The sequence below is a fragment of the Niallia sp. Sow4_A1 genome, assembly GCF_052116745.1.
In the GTDB taxonomy this organism is placed as follows: domain Bacteria; phylum Bacillota; class Bacilli; order Bacillales; family Cytobacillaceae; genus Niallia; species Niallia hominis.
Genome location: NZ_JBQKKM010000017.1, coordinates 67,394 through 90,186, shown reverse-complemented (window position 1 = coordinate 90,186; position 22,793 = coordinate 67,394). Strand labels below are relative to the sequence as shown.

Annotated in this window: 18 protein-coding genes; 4 read left to right on the top strand and 14 right to left on the bottom strand. The window is 36.2% G+C overall.

Features of this window, described 5'->3' with window-relative positions:
* Positions 1-337: 337 nt before the first annotated feature.
* The 3 genes from ACTQ5K_RS11525 to ACTQ5K_RS11515 form a co-directional block, all read right to left on the bottom strand.
* Positions 338-1,909, bottom strand: coding sequence for a glycoside hydrolase family 43 protein (locus ACTQ5K_RS11525; RefSeq protein ID WP_048717197.1), 1,572 nt, complete (start codon positions 1,907-1,909; stop codon positions 338-340).
* A 260-nt stretch (positions 1,910-2,169) separates the two neighbouring features.
* Entirely contained in the window at positions 2,170-4,158 is a 1,989-nt protein-coding gene (locus tag ACTQ5K_RS11520; RefSeq protein WP_048717196.1) for a YjhG/YagF family D-xylonate dehydratase, read from the bottom strand.
* A gap of 72 nt (positions 4,159-4,230) precedes the next feature.
* Positions 4,231-5,139 carry a dihydrodipicolinate synthase family protein gene (locus tag ACTQ5K_RS11515; RefSeq protein ID WP_048717194.1) on the bottom strand — a complete coding sequence of 303 codons (909 nt, stop codon included), beginning with the start codon at positions 5,137-5,139 and terminating at the stop codon, positions 4,231-4,233.
* A 245-nt stretch (positions 5,140-5,384) separates the two neighbouring features.
* Here ACTQ5K_RS11515 and ACTQ5K_RS11510 point away from each other — a divergent pair, with 245 nt between their 5' ends.
* Positions 5,385-6,152 carry an IclR family transcriptional regulator gene (locus ACTQ5K_RS11510; RefSeq protein ID WP_031538824.1) on the top strand — a complete coding sequence of 256 codons (768 nt, stop codon included), beginning with the start codon at positions 5,385-5,387 and terminating at the stop codon, positions 6,150-6,152.
* A 31-nt stretch (positions 6,153-6,183) separates the two neighbouring features.
* Here the strand turns inward: ACTQ5K_RS11510 and ACTQ5K_RS11505 are convergent, their stop codons facing one another.
* From ACTQ5K_RS11505 to ACTQ5K_RS11490, 4 genes are read right to left on the bottom strand one after another with little or no spacing between them, the layout of a single operon-like run.
* Positions 6,184-6,957, bottom strand: coding sequence for a PHP-associated domain-containing protein (locus tag ACTQ5K_RS11505; protein WP_031538823.1), 774 nt, complete (start codon positions 6,955-6,957; stop codon positions 6,184-6,186).
* A gap of 12 nt (positions 6,958-6,969) precedes the next feature.
* A complete protein-coding gene (locus tag ACTQ5K_RS11500; protein ID WP_235252602.1) occupies positions 6,970-7,791 on the bottom strand; it encodes an energy-coupling factor transporter transmembrane component T family protein in 822 nt (273 codons plus the stop codon).
* Positions 7,778-9,490, bottom strand: coding sequence for an ABC transporter ATP-binding protein (locus ACTQ5K_RS11495; RefSeq protein ID WP_031538821.1), 1,713 nt, complete (start codon positions 9,488-9,490; stop codon positions 7,778-7,780). Before ACTQ5K_RS11495 ends, ACTQ5K_RS11500 begins: the two co-directional genes overlap by 14 nt.
* A complete protein-coding gene (locus ACTQ5K_RS11490) occupies positions 9,487-10,365 on the bottom strand; it encodes a hypothetical protein (protein WP_048717189.1) in 879 nt (292 codons plus the stop codon). The genes ACTQ5K_RS11495 and ACTQ5K_RS11490 overlap by 4 nt, the downstream gene beginning before the upstream one ends.
* 187 nt (positions 10,366-10,552) lie before the next feature.
* On the opposite strand from ACTQ5K_RS11490, the gene ACTQ5K_RS11485 reads away from it, so the two are divergent.
* The gene (locus ACTQ5K_RS11485; RefSeq protein WP_349205160.1) at positions 10,553-11,380 is read left to right on the top strand and encodes a MurR/RpiR family transcriptional regulator; all 828 of its coding nucleotides are present in this window, start codon (positions 10,553-10,555) and stop codon (positions 11,378-11,380) included.
* A gap of 47 nt (positions 11,381-11,427) precedes the next feature.
* Here ACTQ5K_RS11485 and ACTQ5K_RS11480 read toward each other — a convergent pair whose 3' ends face one another.
* From ACTQ5K_RS11480 to ACTQ5K_RS11450, 7 genes are all read right to left on the bottom strand, one after another.
* On the bottom strand, positions 11,428-11,964 hold the full coding sequence (locus tag ACTQ5K_RS11480; RefSeq protein ID WP_349205159.1) for a hypothetical protein: 537 nt from the start codon (positions 11,962-11,964) through the stop codon (positions 11,428-11,430).
* Between the two features lie 178 nt (positions 11,965-12,142).
* Complete coding sequence (locus ACTQ5K_RS11475; RefSeq protein WP_048717185.1) at positions 12,143-12,676, bottom strand: cell wall hydrolase; 534 nt, start codon at positions 12,674-12,676, stop codon at positions 12,143-12,145.
* A gap of 327 nt (positions 12,677-13,003) precedes the next feature.
* Positions 13,004-14,371 carry a 23S rRNA (uracil(1939)-C(5))-methyltransferase RlmD gene (rlmD, locus tag ACTQ5K_RS11470; protein WP_435406677.1) on the bottom strand — a complete coding sequence of 456 codons (1,368 nt, stop codon included), beginning with the start codon at positions 14,369-14,371 and terminating at the stop codon, positions 13,004-13,006.
* 259 nt (positions 14,372-14,630) lie between these two features.
* Positions 14,631-16,670: a beta-galactosidase gene (locus ACTQ5K_RS11465; protein WP_441993933.1), complete on the bottom strand. Its 2,040-nt coding sequence runs from the start codon at positions 16,668-16,670 to the stop codon at positions 14,631-14,633.
* A 24-nt stretch (positions 16,671-16,694) separates the two neighbouring features.
* Complete coding sequence (locus ACTQ5K_RS11460) at positions 16,695-17,522, bottom strand: carbohydrate ABC transporter permease (RefSeq protein ID WP_031538815.1); 828 nt, start codon at positions 17,520-17,522, stop codon at positions 16,695-16,697.
* Positions 17,522-18,424, bottom strand: coding sequence for a carbohydrate ABC transporter permease (locus ACTQ5K_RS11455; protein ID WP_441993936.1), 903 nt, complete (start codon positions 18,422-18,424; stop codon positions 17,522-17,524). The genes ACTQ5K_RS11460 and ACTQ5K_RS11455 overlap by 1 nt, the downstream gene beginning before the upstream one ends.
* A 99-nt stretch (positions 18,425-18,523) precedes the next feature.
* Positions 18,524-19,837: an ABC transporter substrate-binding protein gene (locus ACTQ5K_RS11450; RefSeq protein ID WP_441993932.1), complete on the bottom strand. Its 1,314-nt coding sequence runs from the start codon at positions 19,835-19,837 to the stop codon at positions 18,524-18,526.
* A 213-nt stretch (positions 19,838-20,050) separates the two neighbouring features.
* Between ACTQ5K_RS11450 and ACTQ5K_RS11445 the strand changes: the two genes are divergently transcribed.
* Complete coding sequence (locus tag ACTQ5K_RS11445) at positions 20,051-21,286, top strand: helix-turn-helix domain-containing protein (protein ID WP_441993931.1); 1,236 nt, start codon at positions 20,051-20,053, stop codon at positions 21,284-21,286.
* A 330-nt stretch (positions 21,287-21,616) separates the two neighbouring features.
* Positions 21,617-22,750, top strand: coding sequence for an ABC transporter ATP-binding protein (locus ACTQ5K_RS11440; protein ID WP_031538810.1), 1,134 nt, complete (start codon positions 21,617-21,619; stop codon positions 22,748-22,750).
* Positions 22,751-22,793 lie beyond the last annotated feature (43 nt).

Here is a 22,793-nt window from a genome sequence, read left to right as displayed (position 1 = left end):
AAATATCGCTAAAATTCCGGCAACCACTTTATTATTTCTTAATAAGTCTAACATTTTACTCCATCTCCTTAAGATTAGTTATCTGATTATATTGTTCACTATTTCACATTTTTACAAGATCTTGTTTGTTTCTTACTACACTTATATAATATCACCATTTCCAACGTAATAAAGATGTTTGTGATTTAATTCACATTCAGTTCACAAAGTTATGTCTGATTGGTGAACTATTTACATTAATATCACTTCCTATAGGGAAACATGATTCATTTACCATTTCCTAACACGTAAAAAAAGGGTACTGAAAAGTTAACAGCACCCTTTTCTGATATTCTGTTTATAACTCATCATACTTAAAGTATGGAAAATAACTTGGTTTCTTTTGCCCACTTAAATCTTGTGTACATACCCCCACAAAGGTTCCTGTGAAGCGGATATAATCTGCATCATCATCCGACAAATAACTAATATCGATTTTACTGCCGATATCCTTCCATTCACTGTCTCCTTCTGCATAAGCAAACTGTAGCCATTGATGATTGACTTTTGCCTTTAACTTAATCTCCCCAATGGATTTTAACGAGATATCTTGATCCAATAGTTCATCATAAACGCCATGTTTGGATTCAATTATTCCGATACACTTTCCTAACGTTTCATGTGTCGTAATTCGGAGGTACACATAATCATCAGTATCATAATAAAAAATTAATCCAGCCATTTGTTGAAAGTTTTCTGGTGTATAATCAACAGCTGTTTCCACTTCCGCTGTGAAAGTCTCTAGTCTGCGCGCAAGCAGGCTTTGATGATGAAGAGAACTCATTGATTCCCCACCTTTTAAAGTTAAATATCCTGGTCGTTCCGTTAAGGAAAGCCATTCTTCACTAAATATTCTTCTTAAAGAGTTCCAGTACTTCTTTAAAGAATGACCTTGGAAATCATCATAGTTGCTCTCTTTTTCAAAAGGATGTGGCTTTAAATGAGGCGCCTCCACAATGGTCGATGGATTTGGTCCTCCTACAACGCGCAGCCAGTCATCTTCCGTCCAATAACATTTTTGGATCGCCGTTTCTCTCCCCAGTGTACATTTTTTATCAACTACTGGTCTTCCGCATAGATGTGCCATATACCACTCACCATTTTGTGTTTCCACTAAACTTCCATGACCTGCTTTTTGTAGTTGATTCTTATCGTCTTCGTTTGAAGTTAAAATTGGATTGGTTGGATCAATTTCGTATGGCCCGAATAAAGAGGTTGATCTAGCTACTGTTGCCGCATGCGTATACCAAGTTCCCCCTTCAGCTGTCACTAAATAGTAGAAGCCATTTCGCTTATATAAATGAGGCGCCTCTGTTAAACCAATCTCTGAGCCTTTAAAGATGTTGTGAATCGGCCCAACTAATCTTTTTTCTTCTACTGAATATTCTTGTAGCGCAATTCCAGCAAATGAATTGGTCCCTTTACGAAAATCCCAAATCATATTAAGTAACCACTTTCTACCATCCTCATCATGAAATAAGGATGGATCAAAACCACTGCTATTAAGGTAAACCGGCTCAGACCATGGTCCTTCCACATTTTCAGCTGTCACTAAATAGTTATGAGTATCCTTAAAAGCTCCCACTCTACTTTTCACATCTGTATAGATTAAATAAAACAAGCCATCTGAATAACTCAAACATGGTGCCCACACACCACCTGAATTGACATTCCCAATCATATTTAATTGGGATTCCCTTGTTAATGGATATGTTAGCAGTCGCCAATTAATCATGTCTTTTGAATGATAAATCTGTACGCCTGGAAACCATTCAAAAGTAGAGACAGCTAGATAATAGTCATCTTCGACTCTTAAAATAGAAGGATCAGGATGATAACCTGGCAAGACTGGATTGATTATTTTACTCATTTTATAACCCCTTTTCTTATAGATTCGTACATTCTTCAGATAATTGGAAAGGAATCTACAAATCTAGTACATTCCTTTACCTATTCTTTCTACTAAACTTATTTTTTCTCCGGCTGGTGTTGCTTGTGTCGGCGTAACCTCTTCCCTTTGTAAATTCGACGACATCTTAATTCCTCCAATCGTTTATTTTTGTTTACGCTTACAACGAATCAAAAATAAAACTATGTTACACCATTAATCCTTTCGCTTTCTTACCAATTTTATCTGGAGAAAGAACCTGCTTCTTTCGCTAACGCCTTCTTTCCTGCCTCCAATACTTCAATAATTCGGTCGACATCGTACACACTGCCTCGCCAAGTACCGCCACTAACTGCTTGTAGTGCTGCCCAAAGCCTTGTATCATCTGGCAAATCCGGGTCTGGTTTAAGATCTGGATGAACTTCTCGTGTTTCTAAAACATGTGTTGCTTCTTCTTTTGATAATCGCTGATCTCCTGTGCCAATAAAATTAACAGATCCTACCAAGTTTTCACAATCAACCATAATTTCGATTAAGTCTCCATCACGAAGTTTTCCGATTGGTCCATCGCTCAATGCTTCTGGGCCAATATGCCCGATGCAGGCCCCTGTTGAAACACCTGAAAAACGAGCGTCAGTTATTAGGGACACATATTTGCCAAAAGGTAAATATTTCAATGCCGAAGTTAATTGATAGGTTTCTTCCATCCCTGTTCCAGATGGTCCTCCACCCATTACAACCATTACATCTCCTGCTTTTATTCCACCAGTTTTTATCGCAGTAATAGCAGATTTCTCAGATGTAAATACCTTTGCTACTCCTGTATGTCTATAGATTCCATCTTCTCCTACTACCGATCGATCAATAGAAGTTGATTTGATAACAGATCCTTCAGGAGCAATATTCCCTTTTGGAAAAGTAATTGTAGAAGTAAGCCCTCTTGCTTTTGCTGTGTCTGGATCCATAATTACTTGGTCAGGATTGACTCCATCTGCTTCTAATAAACGTTTTCTTAATAGCGCTCTCCGTTCGGATTTTTCCCACCAATCTAAGTTTTCTCCTAAAGTCTGGCCAGTAACGGTAAGGACATCTTCGTGTAAAAGTCCTAATTTTCGCAAATGAAGCATCACTTCTGGTACACCTCCAGCAAGAAAAACACGTACTGTTGGATGATGATCTGGTCCATTAGGCAAAACACTTACTAAACGTGGAGTTTTGCGATTAATTCTTGCCCAATCATCAACTGTAGGTATTTTACATTTAGCAGCATATGCAAGTGCTGGAATATGTAATAAAAGATTGGTTGATCCACCAAATGCAGCGTGAAGAACCATTGCATTTTCGATTGCTTTATCTGTAATAATATCCTTTGTTGTAATATGATTCTTTTCCATTTCTAAAACTGCTCTTGCTGACTGCCTTGCCATTTCCGCCCAAATCTTTTGTCCAGATGGAGCAAGTGCGGAATGTGTGATGGCAATGCCTAATGCTTCTGCAATTACTTGAGAAGTTGCAGCAGTACCAAGAAATTGACAGCCTCCTCCTGGTGTAGCACATGCCAAACAGCCAAGCTCTGCAGCTTCTTTCAAGGTAATTTCTTTATTGGCAAATCGTGCACCAATTGTTTGGATTTTCCCTGCATCTTCCCCGATTGTTGGAGGTAAAGTAACGCCACCAGGCACAATGATGGTTGGTAGATCATGCATAGAACTAAGCGCAATCATCATGGCAGGAAGTCCCTTATCGCAGGTCGCAACGCCTATTACTGCTTCTCTAGTTGGCAATGAACGGATTAAACGTCGATAAACAATTGCTGCATCGTTTCGATAGGGAAAAGAATCAAACATCCCTAGTGTTCCTTGAGAACGACCGTCACAAGGGTCACTAACAAATCCAGCAAAAGGAACCCCTTTATGCACTCGAATTTCTTCTGCTGCCTCTGCCATTAAAATATCTACTTCCCAATGCCCTGTATGATACCCTAATGCAATTGGCTCTCCATTGTGATCCCGTATACCGCCTTTTGTGCCTAGAATCAGGACTTCTGTTCCTAATAGATCTTTCGGTTTCCATCCCATCCCTACATTTTGACTAAGTCCGAATAAATCCCCACTTGGCGAATCCTCCAACATTTGTGCAATAAGTGGCAGTGTTCCAGTCGGCCCCTTCGCATTCGTTCTTACTTCATAAAGGGATTCATTCTCGTTTTCAAAAATAAATGGTAATGTCATAACTTTATCCCTCCATCTTGTGTTTGTTTAGTAAACAAATAATCATTCCAAAAAGAAAAACTTGACCTTCTATTATAATAGTTTTGCCTGCTGCAAAATTTCTTTCACTTGCTGTTTCTTCTCTGCGCTTAGTGTTTTTGTAGGAGGCAAAACCTCTGTTGTAATATCAATACCACATAATTCGGATGCTTCCTTCACTACATTTACAAATGGGCTATCAATTTTATATAGTTGTGGCAAAATGGATAAATGTTTTTGGAAAGAAACTGCTTTTTCAAAATCTCCTGTTAAAAAGGCATTGTATATACCAACCGATAATTGTGGAGCAAAATTTGCACTAGCTGATATTGCTCCGTCTCCACCTAGCAGTAATGTATTAAATAGATGATCATCAAACCCGCAAAATACGGAGAAATTAGGATTCACCTTTTTGACCTTATCAATCATTTCGCGAATATGTCCGATAGAATCAATCGTTTCTTTAATGCCAACTATATTTTTATGGTTTAAAACAAGCTCTCCCACAAAATCAGGTGTTAAATCCTGTCCTGTTAGCGTTGGAAAATTATAAAGTAGAACCGGTAACTTTACAGATTTCGCAATGTCACTGAAGTATGTATATAAATTCTCTTCGGTCAAATTCCAGTAATACGGATTAATGGCAACAATTCCATCTGCACCTATTTGTTCCGCATGTTGACTGAGCTGGAGTGCCTCCCTAGTATTCGCACTGCCAATTCCAATTAACACAGGAACTCTTTTGTCAACATACTTAACAGCAAACTCAGCTATTGCTTTTCTTTCCTCTATAAACATTTGCGAAAATTCTCCACCAGTACCTAAAAAGAATAAACCGTTTACTTTTTCCTCTATTAGTTTGTCAATTAATAGCGCCATTTCTTTTTCTTTCAGATTTCCTTCTTTATCAACAATACTTGAAACTGGCGGAATAATTCCTTTAAAGTAATTTAGTTCGGTCATATTTCCCTCTCCACTCTTTTTTTGTTTTATATTATAAAACCCAATCCTACTATTTAGTCTATTCGAGTTGATTATAACATACAGCCCTCAAAAGTAAACACTTACATATAATTAATTTCGAATTTTTAATAATTTTAAAATAGACATTGCTATTTTCATATGGCTATATTAATGTAAAATTACTAGATTAGTTTGTTATAATAGCAATTAGTTAAATATTATAAAACGAATACGGAGAAGATATTATGCCAATCATTCAATCTGTGGAACGTGCCCTGCAAATACTAGACCTATTTAATGAGCACACGATCGAATTAAAAATCACGGAAATTAGTGACCAAATGGGATTACATAAAAGTACTGTACATTCCCTATTAAAGACGCTCCAGCAATCTCGCTATATTGATCAAAATCCCGAAAACGGAAAATACCGTTTAGGCTTAAAGCTCGTGGAAAGAGGTAATTTAGTTATCAATACTTTAAATATCAGGCAAATCGCCAATAAATATCTCGTTGAATTGGCACTAAGAACTGGCCAAACATGTCATCTAGGTATTTTAGACGGGAATGCAGGTGTATACATTGACAAGGAAGAAGGGGCTAATTCTGTTATTCGTTACTCTCGAATTGGACGGAGAATTCCCCTTCATTGTACTGCAATCGGAAAATTACTGTTATCCTATCAAAAACAAGAAATAATTGATTCCCTATTAGACGGCTATCCGTTTACGCAAGCTACAAACCGGACTATTACGAAGAAAGAAGATTTTCTTATTGAATTAGAAAAGGTGAGACATAACGAGTATGCTGTGGATGATCAAGAAAACGAACTAGGTGTCCGCTGTATCGCAGTACCAATTATTAATCAGCATGGACAAATACTAGCAGCACTTAGCATTTCTACATTAGTTTCTAGAGTAGGAGATGACATCCTTGAAGACTATATACAACTATTGAAAAAAACGGGAAAAGAGTTATCAGAAGAAATGCGGTATGGGGTTGCGATGAAATAAGAGACAGGCAGTTATTCCTGTCTCTTCCTTTTTATCCAAATAACTGTTTCTCTTTTTCTAACGCTTTTTTCATCCACTTCTTCGTTAAAGTAGCTGCTTTTACTTTTAAATTTAGATTTTCAGAGATGTGGATTTTATATTGTTCAGAAACAATGGATGCCTTCAATTGTTCCACTGAATCACATTCATTTTGAAACTCATTATATATGCAGCCATATTGTAAAAAATGATGTGTATCACTTCCGCCAACAACTGGAAGTCCTAATTTCCCCGCAAAATCCTCTAGTTTTTCTCGATAAGCTTTTTGACCTTGAGCATAAAGATCTTTTCCATTTAGATCAAGGGCATCCAAACGCTTAAGCTGTTCTGCCTTCAAATGATAAAGAGGGGTACTATCACGGAAAGCATGGGCACCAATTTTTAGAATATCATAATGTTCTGCTATATCCATTAACTTATCAAAGGCAAGAAAATTATCCTCACTCGTGTTAGTTTCTAATAAGCTTCTGATGGATAAAACATCCTTTCGATTACCAATAAGCAAAATATGACCAATCTCTTTCACATCTACTTCTATTCCTGGAAATAGCTTTAACCCATCTATCATGTAATAGTTATTCTCATATGGATAATGCGTATCCAGAAAATTATAAATATCTGTATATCTCCTTGTATTGAAATGCTCTGTCATCGCTATTCCTGTTAACCCAGCTTCTCTTGCCTCTTTCATCATTTCTTGAAAATATTCTGGCATAAAATCAGTTTTTTTGGAAATTTTCACATGACTATGTAAATCGATTCTCATTTATAACCCCTCCTACAGAAATAAAAAGACGAATGTATATAAAAATAATAGATAAAGCACAGACACCATTAAAAACAAATAATCTCTATATTGAAAATGAAGATGTGCAAGTTTGATTTTCTTTATCTCCGGCCGACTAAATGCATAAAAACTTCCTTTTGTTTCTAATGCTTCTACTGTTGTACGTGCTCTTTTTGCAGTACTAAGTAGTAAGGGATAAAAGGAAAGAACGGCTATCTTTGAAAAATAAATGATAGATCGCCAATAAAGAATTCCATGCTTCTCCGGTGCCTTTCCACGCAAACGAAAGGAAAGAAATACGTGGTGATATTCTTCTAGAAGACTAGGAAGCATACGATAGCCATAGGCAATACTAAAGGACACTTGTCCGGGAACTCCAATTTTCAAAAGTCCATTGCTTAATTTTTCAGGATCCATGGAGCAAAACACTGTGATACTAGCTAAAGAAATAATAGAGAGCTTTAAAGTCAGTGTTAATAGAGGAACAATGACTTGTAAATCCCCACCAAAAAACCAAGAGGCAATCAGTAGATATCCTCCCTGGCCAAGTAAACCGAGACAAAGAATGATAATTACTAAAGGTGTAACCTTGGACATAAAGGTTGTAATGGCCATAAATACAAACAACCCTATTAATATACTCTGATTATGAATAAACCACGGAGCAATTCCGAAATATAAATACCAGATAAATAGCGTCCGAGGATCAAGCTTTGCGAGAAACGTTTCATTATTTCCATAAGCAGTATGAAGCAGCTCAATCTTCACTTGCTCTACAGACAGTTTTTCCGTTAATTTTCTAGTATACTCCATTTAACAAGCGCTCCTTTGTATCGATTGATTGCACAAAGTCTGTGACAGTATAAGCTAAGTTTTTCTGCTTCATTCTTCTGCTCAATTCCAGAATTTGCGGAGGCTTGAGACCTGCTTTTTCTAGGAGGGTATGGTTACTAAATACGGATTCACGATTGCCATCATGGATAATCTCTCCTTCATGGAGAACGATAATTCGATTGGCCCATTCTGTGACAAGCTGCATATCATGTGTAGCAATAAGGACTGCTCCCACTTGCGCCTGTAAGGAATCAATTAATTTTGTAATATGCTTACGTGTCGCTATATCAAGATTTGCCGTTGGTTCGTCTAACAAAATAATAGATGGATTCATCGCTACTCCAATCGCAAGGGATGCTCTTCTTTGCTGACCACCACTCATTAATCGACTGTCCTTGTCCTGCAACTCTGTCAATTCAAATTGCTTCAACACTCGATCAACCTGTTCCTCGAATCCAGGAACCTTTCGCGCTTTTAAAAAGAACTCTACATCTCTTCTCACACAGTCTTCAATAAACATCTCTTCTGGATTTTGATAAATATATGTTACGACATCTGCCAGTTTTTCTGGCGAACAATGGCGAGTATTTTGACCTTGAACAAGTATTTCTCCTGTCTCTGGTTTTACAAGTCCTGTTAATAAACGCATAAGCGTAGATTTTCCTGCTCCATTGTTGCCGACAAATGCAATTAAATCATTTTTATAAATATCAATGTTTATGCCTTTCACTACTTGCTTTTTGGAGCGATCAACAAGTTTATGTGAAAAGCTTGCATCTCTTATTTGTATCAACCTTTCACGCTTCGTGAATTCCTTGTCATTTTCTATGTTATTCTTCCTCTCTCTTTGTGAAACGGTCTGAAAAAAAACTTCTGCCTCTTCCACTGTAACTGGCAATACCTCTTTTGAATATCCTAATTGATAGGCTGCTAACGTTACTTGTGGCGGATAAATTTGCCGTTGTAGCAACTCATTTACTTCTGTTAAAGCTTCTTTTGTTTCCTTATTCCAGACAACTTTCCCCTTATCCATCAGAACTACTTTGTTGCAATAATCCGCAATAAATTCGGTATGATGCTCAATAACAATGATTGTTTTCCCATACTCTTGATTTAATTTTTTTAAAATAGCATAGATTTGTGTAGCATGCTCTGGATCAAGCTGTGCAATTGGTTCATCAATAATAAGAATATCCGGGTCCAACGCCAATGCACCAGCTAAGGCTAACTGATGTTTCTGCCCTCCGCTTAATTGCCAAATAAATTCATCGTCATGATTCTTTAGACCAACTAAATCCAGGGCTTTTTTACCCCTTTCAAGATAATCCGCATACCCGAAGTTAAGAGGGGCAAAGCTCGCGTCCTCCAATACACGCGGACTAACAAGCTGATTTTCAAAATCTTGATAAACATATCCAACATGGGAAGAAAAATCAGTTACTTTATGCTCTGTCGTAACCAGTCCATTAACGGTAACTTTTCCAGAATAATCTCCTACATAATAATGAGGAATAAGGCCATTTATTAATTTACATAGAGTGGATTTCCCACTCCCATTACTACCAATAATGCCAAGGAAATCGCCTTGATGAACCGATAACGAAACATTATCTAATACTGGCTCCTCAACACCTGGATATTGAAAGGAAACTTTCTCTATTTCAATTTGAATGGTCATAACTGAATCCTTTCTTCATTACTTGCATTATTTTTCTTTTTCATTTTCTGCATGATACCTATAGTAATACCAGCTATGCATGCCGCAGCAGCAATGCTTACCCAAATAAACCAATCACCGTATGACTTTAGAAAATCTGCTTCCCACTCGACATTAAATCCTGCTTCTGATAAATATTCAAAGAAAAAGGCGAAACAAGCTAACACAATACCAACAAGAATCAATTTAGGCGTTACAATACTGCCCATAGAGTACTTCATTTTATTATTTCTCGGCTTCATGCCTAATAATGGCTCCATTTTCCCATATAAACGTGGCACTAAATATAAGGTTGGCAAGAGAGCAAAAAGGATTCCGGAAAATAATACATCATTTAAGAAAGCAAACCCTTCCACAATCACAACACTTTCCGCTAATCCAGGAACCGCCTCCAGCTCTTCTACACCTATCCATACTTTTCCAATATCAACCATTGAGCTTAATGCTTGATGAATGATGACACCTGTTATTGCAGCAATTCCAACCTGCCTTTTATTCTTTGGATCATTCACAAGGGATCCAGCAATAAACATGGCAAGAGAAAAAGTAATAAATTTTTCTAATTCCCCAAAACCACCAAATTGTCCTAGCATTATCTCACCAAAAACAACTTCTCCTAAAGCAGCTCCAATTGCAGCATATAAAGGATGAAATAGCATACATAAAGTCAATGGAATAAATGCAAAATACTCAACGGAAAATTCGACAGGACCAAGGTGAAAAGCAGGAATAAGTTCTGTAATCATGTTGGAGAGTCCATATAAGGACATAGATAAAATGAATACCATCATCTTTTGAGACTGTGTTAAAACATACCTATCTTTTAATTGATTCATATTATTTGCCTCCTTTATTTGAATACCTTTATCATAAAGCACAGAATTTAATGGAATATGGTAGACAAGTAAAAGGAACGTAAATTTATTATCGTTTTTTAACATTATGTAAAAAAATTATCAGGAATAATTTGTGAAGAAAAAAATGTGCTATATTAAGGTCAAATAAAGACGGAGGTTAGAGGTTATGTTTAAATGGAATACAAAATCAATGTCGCCAAGCCAATACAAAATTGCAGATTATCTTCAAAAAAACACGCATCAAGTTCTATTATTAACGGAACAGGAAATAGCTGAAGCAGTTAATGTTAGCATTGCATCTGTGTCTAGATTTTGGCGTATAGTCGGCTTTAAAAATTTAAAGGAATTTAAAGGAGAAATTGCTGCCCAGCTAAAGCCATCCCCTGCCAAGAAAATAGCAAAACTAATAAATACGGTCGATAAACAAGCTTTCCCATACCATACACTTAATGCTTCTATCCAACATCTCTATAAAACAATAGAGCAGTTTCGAGAAGATACTTTTAAAAATGCTGTTCACTCGATTATTTCCGCAAGAAAAGTCTATTTATATTGTCCTGGCCCTTCCTTAGGACTTGGAGAATTACTGAAGTATCGAATAGTTAGATATGGATTAAACTTTTCTATCCTTCATAAAGGAGGAAGTGAATTACTAGAAGACTTTACCCATTTTTCCAAAGAGGATGTAATCATTATATTTGGCTTTATCCGTTTGCTTCCAGAAGCACAGGCGCTTATGGATTATCGTAAGCAAATTGGCTATAAAATCATTATCATTACAGACCAGCTTATTTCAGAATTTACGACACAAGCTGATATTGTTTTATTTGCAAGTAGAGGAGATATCCGTGAGTTCCATTCGATGATTGGTCCAACCTATTTAATCGAGAATCTTGTCCTTGCAGTTGGAGCGGAGAATGAAGCAGCAAATCTACAAAGACTTGAGAAAATTAGTGAATTGAGGACTCAATATGATTATTTGCTGCCGAGATAAGCCTGCTATTACCAACATTAAAGCATTGTTATTCGCCGCCATTGCTTTTATTCCCTTTTATCTTTTGGAAAAGACCCCCATAAATCATTGACGCGGATTAGCATTCTTTCGATTTTCTGCTCATCATTTAAATCAGCTTGCCCGGTTATATTTTTTACTTCTTGTGATTTTCCCTCTTTCTGATACTGTAATTGGATGGAAAAATTATATATATTCTCTTTAGAATGTGTTCTTTCATATTCAATATTTTCTACCGCAAGTATATAGTTGTTTTTATGCGATTCTGTCATAAATACTGTTCCATATCTTGAAATGAAATCTTTGTATGCTGTTTCACTTGCAAAATAATCTTTATATAAACTCTCTTCATATTCAGTCAAGGCTGTGGATCTTTCTTTTCCGTCCTCCAGCTCTAGTATTTCTTTCAATGTATCATCTGGCCCTGTTAAGGCATTATGTAAAACAGCATCTACTGCCTGTATGTATTCATCTGTTTTCTCATCTACTTTTTCTGTACAGCCAATTAATAATAAAATAATAGGAAATAAAGCGATACTGAAAGCTTTATAATGAATTCTTTTCATCTCAACCCCTCCATGCTATTAACATATACGAATAGACAGATTATAAAGTTTCAAATATTTTCCTTTCTACGATTATTTAAGATGGTTAAAATAAAAAAGAGGAGTATTCATATTGAATTCCCCCTCTCATTACATTAGTTTTTATATTTTCTTAAAACGAAATATCAATTTCTTCTTATTATATAGAAAACGCGTGATTACCTATTCGTTTAACTACTGTTCTTGAGAAAATCCAATCACTTGTTGCAGTGTCTGGATTATAAAAATAGAGAAGCTCTTTGTTCTCTTTTCCATTTTTTAACGCTTCTTCTACTGCTTTACGTGACTCTTTATCTGCTTTTTTTTGGATTGAACCGTTCTGTACAGGTTGAAAGGCATTCTTTTCATAAATGACACTTTCTACTGAATCAGGAAACTGCTTATTTTCCACACGATTTAATACTACATCAGCTACTGCCACTTTACCGGCAAACGGCTCACCCTTCGCTTCTGCATGAACAAGACGGGCCAGTAAATTCTTTTCATTGTTCGTTAGATTTGCTGATTCATCAGAAGCTTTTACATTCTCCTTCTTATCAACAGCAAATTTTCTTGTTGATACATTTTTTGTTTCTTCTGTATTAATTGATGCTGCTACGGCAAAAGATGGAACATATATATAAGAACCAATAACTAAAGTAATGGTAGTTGCTATAAATAATAACTGTTTCATTTTTGTATACCTCCTGTTTTAACAGGCCCATATACAAGGCTAACAGGTTTGCAAGCAAAACTCATTACATAATTGTTGGAAAAGCTGTAAGATTTCACGGGATAATTGGGAGAAATAACTATATATTTACAATTAGATATTACTCGATATGACCATTTGCTCTGTTTTCCCGGATAAAATTGTGTAAATAGGAGAAGTTAAATGATTAGTACAACTTATTAAAAGTTAATTCTTTTCCCAATGGTTCTTCTACCCGCACCTTAAGAATTAATTCTCCTGTAAAAAAGAAAACTGATATCAGAAAAAAGCCGATATCAGTTTTCAATCTTAACTATTTCGAACTAATAATGCACAGCATTCTACATGAACCGTATGTGGGAATAAGTCCACAGGCTGTACTACTTTTAATGTATAGCCGAATGGCTCAAGCTGTTTGATGTCTGTTGCAAACGTATCTGGATTACAAGATACATAAACGATACGTTCTGGCTGAGAGCGTCCGATACGTCTCATTACTTTTCCACCTGCTCCAGACCGTGGTGGATCTAGCAATAGTAATTCTGGTCTGCCAAATGTTTCTAAAACTTGGGCTAATCCAGTTCTTGCATCTTGTGCTAAGAATGTAGCATTATCAATGCCATTATCGCCAGCATTACGTTTGGCTGATTCAATCGAGCTTTCTACAATTTCAATTCCTACAAGCTTGCCAACTCTGCTTGCAAAAGGAAGGGAGAAAGTACCTACACCACAAAAAAGGTCAATCATATTCTCTGATTTTTTTGGTTCTGCCATATCTACAGCTAAATCAACTAATTTTTGTGCTTGTGTTGGGTTCGTTTGGAAGAATGTATCAAACCAAACTCGGAAACGGTATCCATCCATTTCATCATATATAAAGTCTCTGCCTGCTAATGTATGGCTTTTTTCTGATTGTGTACGATCTGCCCAATCCGTATTTTCTAGCCACATAAAGCTTTTTACTTGTGGGAATTTTTCTGTAATGCGAGCAACTAAAATGTCCACTGCATTTTTTAAAGATCCATCTGGAGCTTCTGTTGCAAATAAAGCCAACATCATTTCCCCTGTAGCAAAAGACTGTCTCACCATCAAGTGACGAAGAAGTCCCTCGTGTGTATCTTTGTTATAGCCTTTTAATTCATGTTCTTTTACCCATGTAGCTACTTCAAGTGCTGCTTCCACCATTTCTTTTCCAGCAATAAGGCAAGTTTCTAAAGAAATGATTTTTCTAAAATTCCCTTGCTCATGTAAACCAAGAGAACCATCTGTAGCAAAGGTGAATTCCATTTTATTACGATATCTCCAAGGCTCGTCCATTCCGATAGTATCTTTTACTAGGCTGGGGTCAAATCCTTGCTCCTCAATTACATGTTTCACATGATTTGTTTTTTGTTGTAATTGTCCATTATATTCCCAATGCTGCCAGACACAACCGCCACATTTTTCAAAATGAGGGCATTCTGGTCCAATTCTTTCCGCATGGGCAGCTAATATTTCTTCTGGCATTGCCTTTCTATGCCTTCTTTGTGGCTGATCAACAGTAACTCTTACCTTTTCGCCAGGTAATGTTTGCGGAATTGTTAGCTTTAGTTTCTTCTTGTTTCCTAATTCATTTTCGCGCCAAACAACCGCCTGTCCAGCACCTTTTTCATCCACATTCTTAATATCTACAATCATTGTTTCCTTTTCAATTGTCGTCAAACGTTTTTTCCTCCTTAAACAATTTCACTAATCAAATGTATTTTAAAATGATTTATTTTTCATTGTTAGTTTACCTATTATATTTTTAACATACTTCCCTAGTATAAAGGACAATCATACATATGAAAATAATTTTTATTTTGTAGATATTAGGAAATTCCCACCAAGGCATATAGGAATTTAAAAGGGACGTTGCTCTTATCACAACGTCCCTCTTTCAAAACTATTTCAAGTTTCACTCCAATACTAACACATCATAACCCTTCAATCTTACCTTCTGATAAACCTTCTCTCCTGTTAAAATATCTGTCATTTCTTGTTTCACGTTAATTTCCTGAGACAAATGAGAATAATTCAACAAGAAGACAAATTCCTGCCCTTCTTTCTTGCGAATAGATAACTCTACACTTTCAGGTAACTCAAATTTATTTCGATAATCATTTATTTGTGTTTCTTCCATTAGTTTTTCAGCAAGCTCGATTGTAAAAACCCCACCAAAGTAATAACAAGTACCCTCGCCAAATTGTCGTTTAACTAGGCTAGGCTTTCCCTCAAAATAGCAGTTTGAAAATTCCCCAATCACTTCAGCATTTTCTGTTTCTACTATTAAAACCTCATAAAAATTGGTTGTTGTGATTTCCGTTTTTTCTTTATAAATTATCTTAGGAGTAGCTTCAAATTGCGCTTCCCTTGTAAAGTCTTCTACTGTAATTCCAGTAAGCTCTGCTAGATAACCAGGAAAAGCTTTCATATAAGTTTGACCCGTTTCATCCTTATATCCACTTCGACATCCTAGAATTAATTTGCCCCCTTGTTTTACGTACTCTTTCAACAATTCTGCTGTTGCCTCTGACACAATTGCTGCATGGGGATACACTAGTACTTTGTATTTTTTCAACTCCTGTATAGTAGAGTTTCTATTTAAATTATAAGCATCTACAGGTACGTGATTGTACTGCAACGCTTTAAACCAAGCATCTTTGCTTATGGAAGTAAATGGCCCACTCCACTTATCAAATTCCCCGTCCCACTCATTATCATAGTTGGTGACAATCGCTATCTCAGCTTGATAATTTGCTCCTACTACCTTCTCTCCAATTAGTTGAATCTCCTTGCTTACTTGCTCCACTTCTTTTATACGGCGGTTAGGCAAATTATGATAATCATTAATACCATGCCAATAAATTTCTGTTCCTTTTGTTGCCGTTCTCCAGCGGAAATACATCACTAAATCTGCACCATGAGCAATCGATTGATATGTCCAAAGGCGGAGCTGTCCAGGATTAGGTGACGGTTGTTCTAGTCTTGTTACCCAGCCACCGGGACCAGACTGCTGTTCAAAAATCGCGAAATTAGGTGAAATACTGCGCACAACACTTAAATTCCAGCTCCATTTTCGGTCGCGTAAAGGCTTCTCACTTTTATCTTCTAGCACCCTTCCAAAATTAGGGTAAGAATCATATGCATAGAAGTCTAGCACTTCGTTCGTTAGTTTATGATTATCGAGATGCTTAAACATTCCATTTGTTGTAACCCATTGATTAGGAGTTAATTTGCGAATGATGTCGCCTTGCATTTTTGCATAGGAAATGGCACTATCAGAAATGAATCTCTTTTCATCTAGCATTTGATGTGGATTCGGTGAATTTGAAACAGTTGACCTTGTTAAATAGACTTGATCCCAGTCTGTATACGTCTGATTCCAAAAAACCGTACCCCACGCCTCATTTAATTGATCTAACGTTTTATACTTTTCCTTCGTCCATTTTCTAAAAGCAAGATGATCTGCTTCCGAATAAAAAACATCTATTTCACAATTTAATTCATTATCAATCTGCCAACCCACAACTCCTGGATTACCACAATAATGTTTAGCCATTTCTGTAACGATAGCCGAACTCAATCTTCGATAGTTTTCCGAATTATAGTTATAATGTCGACGTGCTCCATGCTGGTATGGAATACCTGTTTGTGAGACATTCAACACATCCGGATACTTCTGTGTGAGCCATGCTGGTGGTGTTGCCGTCGGAGTACCAAGCACTGTTTTTAATCCAAATTTATGTGCCTTTCCAATCGCCCGATCAAATAAATCAAAGGAAAAAACGCCTTCTTCTGGCTCAAATATCGTCCATGCAAATTCTCCCATTCGAACATAGGTAAATCCTAAATCCTTCATTCGTTGAAAATCATCTTCCCACAGTTCCTCTGGCCAATGCTCTGGATAATAACAAACTCCAAGTGTTAATTTTTCTGCTGTCCATTTTTTTGTCATGACTTCATCTCCTATCTATTTCATTTATTCTTTTATCGAACCACCTAAAATACCGGAAATAAAGTGCTTTTGCAGGATGAGAAAAACGGCCATTACTGGGATTACCGAAATAGCTGTCCCTAACATTAATTGCCCGTAATCAATAGAATTAAGACCAGCTAAAGTGGATAAAGCTACTGGTAAAGTATAATTTTCCTGTGTCGTCATCACTATTAATGGCCACATAAAATTATTCCATTGATGGGTAAAAAGAAAAATCCCAACAGCTGCCAAAGCCGGCTTCATTGTAGGTAAAGCAATTTTGAAAAAGATAAAGAATTCACCTGCACCATCTATTCTCGCCGCCTCTATTAAGGAATCTGGTATCCCTTGCATATTTTGCCTAATCAGAAAGATAGCAAATGGATAGCATATTTGCGGCAATATAATCGCTTGATACGTATTAATCCAATCTATCGCTCCAAAAATCTGAAACAGGGGAATAATCGTAGCCTGATACGGGATCATCATCGCCAATAAAAAGGATGCAAAAATCAGATTACTACCCTTAAATGTAAATTTCGCAAAAGCATAGCCAGCTGCCGAGCATATTAATAAACTTACTACCACAAACACAATGGCAATGATAGATGAATTCGTTACTGCTTTCATAATATCGATGGAATTACTCAAATTTCGTAAGTTCTCCAGCAAATAATCACCAGGAATCAACTTAGGAGGAAAGGCTAATACATCGCCTGAAGGATTGGTTGCACCTACAACCATCCAATAAAAAGGTCCAATCGAAATGACAACACCAATAAGTAAAAATAGATGCATCAATATTTTTTGAATACGTTTCTGTTTTGCCATTAGTCATTTCTCACCACCTTAAATTGAATCCATGATAGAACGGCGATAAAGAGCACGATTACATAAGCAATGGCAGATGCATAGCCAAAGTTAAAGAAACTGAACCCTTGATTATATAGATAGTAGGTAATCGTTATCGTCGCATTATTTGGACCACCATTTGTTAAGTTGTACGGCTCATCAAATACTTGAAAGGATCCAATTGTAGACATAACAAAAGTAAATAATAGGACTGGCTTCAGCTGAGGAATTGTGATATAAAAGAATTTCTTTATCGTACTGGCACCATCTATACTAGCTGCTTCGTACAAGCTATGCGGAATATTTTGTAAACCAGCTAATAAAATAACCATATTATACCCGGTCCATCTCCATGTTGTTACAAGAATAAGAGAAACCTTCGCCCAAAATGGGTCTGTTAGCCAACGAACCTTCTCAAGTCCGATTGATGTTAACAAATAATTGATTAATCCATAATCGGTATTCAGTAATAATACAAAGATGATGGAGGCGGCAACTAATGAAGTAATTGCAGGTGTAAAAAATGCAACTCGATAAAAACCTTTCATTCTTAATAACCCAGAATTCAATACACTGGCTAAAATGACAGCAAGAAATAACATGATCGGAACCTGCACTAACAAAATAATAAAGGTATTGCCTAGCGCCTTATAAAAGAGCGGGTCACTGAAAAGCCGTGTATAATTTTCAAACCCAGAGAAAGTATAAACACCTGCTACCTTTGTTTGAAAGCTTAATAGAAAAGATGCAATAATAGGATAAACGGTAAAAGCAATAAACAATAAAAGAGCAGGACCAACAAATATATAAGGAACTGTCTTAGGCGTGATAAACTGTTTCTTCTTTTTTATTGTTATAGGATTCGTTCCTGTTTCCAGCATTTTATTATCCGCCACACTTATTCCCTCCTTTTTTAGAGGCTGCTTCAAAAATAGGTTCTATCTCTCAGCTAGCCTCTAATTTTGTATCAAGAATAGTTTTTAATTGCTTGATACCAATCCAGTTTGCTGTTCTGCTTGTTTTTTCCCATCTTCTAATATTTGTGCTGCTGGTTTGTCTTCTAGCAAAAATGCTTCCATTTGACTTGTCATAATGGATCTAAGCTCTAACTCTGCACTGCTGTGATTAACAGAAGGAATATCTATTACTGTATCAGCAAAATCTTTAAAGAATGTTTGGTTGTTAAAATATTCTTGTTCTTCGCTGAAAATAGGCTCTTCATATGCCGCTAATAAAGCTGGGAATAAACCTCTATTCGTAAGCGCCTTAATTTGTGAATCTACATCTGTTGATGCAAATTCAGCAAACACATATGCTGCAACTTTATTATCCGATTTACTTGGAATCGCCAAGGCTGATCCTCCATCATTAGAAGCTCTTCCTCCCCCTTCTTCAAAAGCAGGAAGTTGGAACATGCCCCACTTACCTGACAGCTCAGGCATTTGTTCAATCATCGTTCCACTCCACCAGACAGCACCAGGCTGTGTCGCAACCTCTCCATTTTTCATTGCTGCTACCTGTCCATCCCAGTTATTTGTATAGATAATTAATCCAGCATCTTTCATTTTTTGTAAAACATCAACTGCCTTTTTGGCGGCGTCTGAAGTAAGATCTAATTTATCATCCTCTGTAAAATAATAGCTTCCTTGCTGTTGTAACATGATTCGAAGCAGTCCATCACTATCTGTTCCTAAAAAAGCCTTGCCTGTATGGGCAACAACTTTTTTCCCTGCTTCAATATAGTCATCCCAAGTCTCAATACTTGCCGGATCTATTCCAACCTCTTCAAAAATATCTGTACGGTAAATGACACCAACTGGTCCTAAATCTCTTGGTGCTGCGATTATATTTCCATCCTTATCCTTTAACCCATCAATTTTTGATTTAGAAAATTCACTTTCATGTTTATCAAAACCTAGCGAACTTAAATTCGTAAATGCATCAGGAAAATCATCTGTGAATGAATGAATGCGGTTATTTTCTACCTGTACGACATCTGGTAATCCACTTCCGCCTGCTGAAAGACCTGCACTTACTTTTTGGTATACTTGATCAACACCAATATGCTCAACCTTTACATTTACATTCGGATATTTCTTATTAAATGCCGGAAGTACATCCTTTTCTAAATAGTTTGCTTCTAAGGCCCAAGCCCAAACTGTAATTTCCCCTTTTACATCTTCTGGATTATCTGGAATAGTTAAATCTTCTGTGCTCGTCGAAGAACTATTACTACATGCCCCTAACACCATTGTAAATAGGAAGAATAAAATAAAAGCATACTTTTTCCTCATAAAATCCACTCCCTTTAAGAAAATTATTTTACAAACTATTAATCTGCTTGTATATTTAAGAATGAGCAGATCATTAGTAAGCGCTTACTTTCTTAGTCCAAGTATATAATGATATCCAGCTTTGTTATGGTATAATTTCTATTATTATGGGATTTTAACTACCTTATCACTCTCTAAATTTTGACAATATTCAAGTGAATGGAGGAGAATCTAGTGGAAAATCGTCTAAATCTGAAGAATTTGGAGTATGTATGTAGCTTAATGAAAGATATATTAAATGTCTCTTTTCATGTACTTGATAAGAAAGGAACCTTAATCATAGACATTTCACCAAATGAATCATTTAACCCCCTTTATCCCTCTAAACAATCTTTTTTTAGACAAGTCTTTCGTAGGGAGGAAAAGAGAAGTCCTGGTCCCACTATAAGAAGCACTCCATTTTATGAAACCGTATTCTTTATTCCTATTGGCAACTTAGGAACCGTTATATTAGGTCCGGTATTATCTTCTCGACCAACTCAAGTGCTAATCGATGAATTGATTTCTAGCTATGGCAAAAAAGAGATGGAAGAGTCATTAAGGAAGTATTATCATTCTCTTCCTGTAATAAACCGCTCAAAATTAATTCAAGTTTCCAAGCTTTTTTACTTTTTATACCATAAAAAGATAGAAGACCAGGATATTATTGCTCCCGAAATGCAAATGGACAATCAATTAATCGATGAAAAAATGTGTAATAAACATATGTTAGAAATACATCAAAACTCCTCTTTTCACCATGATCCTATTGCTGAAAAAAAAGTCTATCAATATATAATGGATGGACATAAAGAAAAGCTTCTTCCTTATTGGAAAGCATTTAAAGAAAACACTTCTTTTGATTTTGGAAAACTTTCCAAAAAAAATGAAGTAAGAAACCAAAAAAATTTATCCATTGCAACCATTACACTTGCTACTCGTGCAGCCATTTCAGGTGGACTTCATCCAGAGATTGCTTATTCTTTAGGAGACAGTTTTATTCAAGACTTGGAAGAATTGCAAGATATAGAGGACATTCATCTTTTCACAGAAAATATTTTATATGAGTTTGCAAGTAGGGTAGAAAAAGCCAAAAGAGAAAATCACTCGAGACCCATCTTTCAATGTAAAAATTATATTTACAAGCATATCTATGAACCACTATCTTTACAGTCCATCGCAGAACATTTGAATATGAGCCCCAAATATTTGTCCAATTTATTTAAAAAAGAAGTGGGAATCCCAATCAGTGAATATATTCAGCAAACCAAAATTGAAGAAGCTAAAAAACTCATGACATTCGGCGAACACTCCTTATCCGATATTCACTCCCTATTAAATTTTACCGATCAAAGCTATTTCACGAAGGTGTTTAAAAGGAATACAGGAATTACACCTAAACAATTTATGAAGAAACCTGTTAGTTTTTAAAAAAATATAAAACGAAGGTTTGTCTATAAGTCGGCTATCTGACCTATTTGACAAACCTTATTTGTTCTTCCCTTTCTCTATGAAATCTTTTTTTTATCATTTTTTTCTCCCTAATGGGAATAATAATTTCACAAATACTTTCTCACATAAGTCAAAAACTTATTTATCTACAAGAGCCATTCCCATAACAATCCCTTTTCGGACCCATTTTTCCGAAAATAATGTTATACTAGTTAATGGCTGTAAGATAAATTTTAAAAAAAGTTGGTTATTTAGTTAGCAAAATCGGGTAGTTAGTTTTAAAGAAAAGTCTGGAGGTGTTCGTAGAAATTGATCCAATTTAAAGAAGTTACTAAAACGTTTCAAGATGGATTTAAAGCACTTAAAAATATTTCATTTCAAGTGAATGAAGGTGAATTGCTTGTTCTAATTGGACCAAGTGGTTCTGGTAAAACAACAACAATGAGGATGATCAATCGACTAATTGAACCTTCCAGTGGTTCCATTACCATTGAAGGAAAAGATATTTCCACTGAAGATCCGGTAAAACTCCGCAGAACTATTGGCTATGTCATTCAGCAAATAGGTTTGTTACCCCATATGACGATTAAAGAAAACGTCTCGCTCGTTCCGCGACTTCAAAAATGGAAAAAAGAACAATACATGGATAAAATCAATGATTTAATGAACATGGTTGGGCTTGATCCAGAAATTTTCGGTGATCGCTATCCGTCTGAACTAAGTGGTGGACAGCAACAAAGAATTGGTGTTATCAGGGCACTTGCTGCTGAGCCAAAAATAATCCTGATGGATGAACCATTCAGCGCCTTGGACCCTATCAGTCGAGAGCAGCTTCAGGATGAATTAGTTCGATTACAGCAAGAAATTCAAAAAACGATAGTCTTTGTAACACATGATATGGATGAGGCCTTAAAAATTGCGGATCGCATTTGTATTATGAAAGACGGAGAAGTCGTGCAACTGGATCGACCGGAAAATATTTTGCGTCATCCAGCAAATGAGTTTGTTCGTAATTTTATCGGAGAAGATCGATTACAAGAAAATATTTCTTTACCAAAATTGAAAAAGTTAATGATTACCCCCGTAAGTGCCGGCCAATCACGTGGTCTTGCTGAATCATTGAAATTAATGAGAAGAAAACGGGTAGATAGTCTTGTTGTGTCAGACAATGCTAATACCTTCCTTGGTATTGCTACTGTTTGGGAAGTACAAAAACGATACAATGAAGAGGAATTAACATTAAAAGATATAATGGACACCAATGTAAACACACTCAAACTGGATGAACCGACAGAAAAGGCTTTTCAACTAGTAAATGAATCCAAATATGGTTTTGTGCCAGTAATTGATAAGGATTCAAAAATTGTTGGGATTGTCAATCGTGCAAGCCTTGTTGAGTACATCGCTGATCAAATTGGTGAAGGAGGTTTGAACCATTCCTAATATAATTACAGAGACAATAGATGTCTTTATAAACCGTTGGCCA